The sequence below is a fragment of the Nocardia sp. NPDC023852 genome (genome assembly GCF_040639505.1).
Taxonomy (GTDB): Bacteria; Actinomycetota; Actinomycetes; order Mycobacteriales; family Mycobacteriaceae; genus Nocardia.
Genome location: NZ_JBFAAB010000072.1, coordinates 1 through 2,670, shown reverse-complemented (window position 1 = coordinate 2,670; position 2,670 = coordinate 1). Strand labels below are relative to the sequence as shown.

Below are 2,670 nucleotides of genomic sequence, written 5' to 3'. Positions count from 1 at the left end.
CCAACCACGCCTGCCTGCCAATACCAGTCTGCGCACACCGTGCTCGGTGACGAGATGCCGCGCCGCTACCGCACCCAGCCCACCGGTACCACCGGTGATCAACACGGTGCCCTCGGGCCGCAGCGGCGCTGGAATGGCGAGCACGTTCTTACCGATATGCAGTGCCTGGCTGAGGTACCGGAACGCTTCGGGGGCTTGGCGCACGTCCCAGCCCGTCACCGGTGGTGGGGCCAGCACCCCGGTGTCGAACAGCTCGACCAGCACGCTCAGGATCTCCCGTGTGCGGTCGGGATCGATCTCGCTGAGGTGGAAACCTCGATAGTCCACCCCTGGATGCCGCGCGGCGACCTCGCCGGGATCGCGGCGATCGATCAATCCCATCTCCAGGAACCGTCCACCGCGTGGCAACAGTCGCAGCGAGGCGTCCACGAATTCACCTGCCAGCGAATCCAACACGATATCGACGCCGCGTCCGTTGGTGAGTTTCAGGAACTTCTCCTCGAAGTCCAGGGTGCGGGAATCCCCGATCACCGCATCGTGGAATCCCATACCCCGCAGCACATCCCATTTGGGTTGGCTGGCGGTCACCAACAGCCGTAAACCCAGATGCCGCGCCAACTGGACAGCAGCTGTGCCCACACCACCGGTCGCGGCATGCAGCAGCAACGTTTCCTCGGGTTTGGCCTGCGCTAAATCGACCAAGCCGTAATACGCCGTCACGAACACCACCGGTACCGCCGCGGCCTGCGCGAACGACCATCCCCGCGGTACCCGCGCCAGCATCCTGTGGTCGGTCACCACTACCGAACCGATATCGGCGACGAACCCGAAAACCCGGTCACCCACCGCGAATTCGGTGACGTCGGAGGCCACCTCCAACACCACACCCGCACCCTCACCACCGATCACGGCATCGGTGTCCGGATACATACCCAACGCGATCAACACATCCCGGAAATTGACTCCCGCCGCACGCAAACCCACCCGAACCTCGCCAGGGCCCAACGCCCGCCATGCGGTCGGTGTCTGGACCAGAACAAGGTTGTCCCCGGTCAAAGTGCCTTTACCGAGCTGAGTCAACGCCCACCCCGGCGCGTGTGACAACTCACTGGCCCCTACTGTGTCACCGATACCGCGGGTCAATCGCGGCGCGAACGCCACGCCGTGTCGCCACGCGATCTGGGGTTCGTCCGCGAGGGCCGAAGCAGCCGCGACACCGTCGCGGTAGCCGTCCCAACGATCCACGTCGATGAGGGTGATCCGGCCGGGGTTCTCATTCTGGCCGCTACGCAGCAAACCCCACACCGCCGCGCCGATCGGATCTACTGCCTCGCCGGGATCCACCCCGACCGCGCCCTTGGTCACGACCACGATCCGCTCACGGCGTGCCAGCAGTTCCCGGACTGCGTCGGCGACCTCGACAAGTCGGTCATGAACCGCGCTGGGCATATCCCTACCCGCAGGTGCCTGCTCGAGGCGCAGCACCGCGACCGGCTTGCCGGCGATGGTCACCGTTTCCCCTTGCTGCGTGCGTGTCCACTGCGGGTCGGCACCGACATCACCGGGCTTGGCGACGGGCAACGCGATCCAACCGAGCCGGTGGACACCGCCACCGGCCACCGCAGCACCAGAAGATCCCAGTGCGCGGATCGGGACCGGGCGCAGTGTCAACACCGCGACATCGGCCACCGGCGCGCCCCCGGCGTCAGCGAGTGTCAACCTGACCCGTCGACTATCCACACCAGAAGAAGAATCAGCCTCGGCCACGCTCAACCCCACCCGCACCGACCCCGCCCCCACAGCGTGTAGATCCACGTTCTCCCACGAGTAAGGCACCAGGATCTCTCCCGCAGCGGCCGGGGAGACCAGCCCGCCCAGCGCCACCGCGTGCAGTACCGCATCCAGCAACGCCGGATGTATTCCGAACCGGCCCGCCGAGGACTGCGCCTGCTCGGGCAGATCCACTTCCGCGTAAACCTCTCCCCCACGCCGCCACAACGCGGTCAACCCCTGGAACAGGGGTCCGTACCCGTAACCACGCTCGGCGAGTTCGCCGTAGAGATCACCGATTTCCACCGGCAACGCCGCCACCGGCGGCCAACTCGCCTCCATCGACCCGACCCGACCCGACGACGCCGACGCCGACGAGGCCGTGACAAGCGTTCCCGTGGCATGACGAACCCAGTCCGCCTGCTCCGACTCACCCTCGCGTTGCCGACGCGAATACACCGACACCACTCGTGAGCCCGCCTCATCAGCTCCAGCGGCCATCACCCGTAACTCCACCGCACCCACCGACGGCACAACCAACGGCGCCGCCACCACCAACTCCGCCAACCGCGGACTACCCACCATCGCCCCCACATGCAACGCCAACTCCACAAACGCCGTACCCGGCAACAACACCACCCCACCGATCACATGATCGGCCAACCACGCATGACTCGACAACGACAACCGACCCGTCAACACCACACCCTCGGACTCCGGCAACCACACCGCCGCACCCAACAACGGATGCTCCACACCCTCCACACCCGAGGCCCGGACATCACCCGAACCCGCCACAGCCAACCAATACCGCTGATGCTGAAACGCATACGTCGGCAACCCAACCCGACCAACCACACCCCCCGCCAGCAACACCCCCCAATCCACACCCACCCCAAC

The 2,670-nt window shown here is 66.2% G+C and carries 1 protein-coding gene; it reads right to left on the bottom strand.

Annotated features, from left to right (window positions below; all coding sequences use genetic code 11):
* Positions 1-2,526: polyketide synthase dehydratase domain-containing protein (locus tag AB0H00_RS31890; protein ID WP_357273648.1), on the bottom strand; the 2,526-nt coding region annotated here is incomplete at its 3' end.
* Between the last annotated feature and the right edge of the window lie 144 nt (positions 2,527-2,670).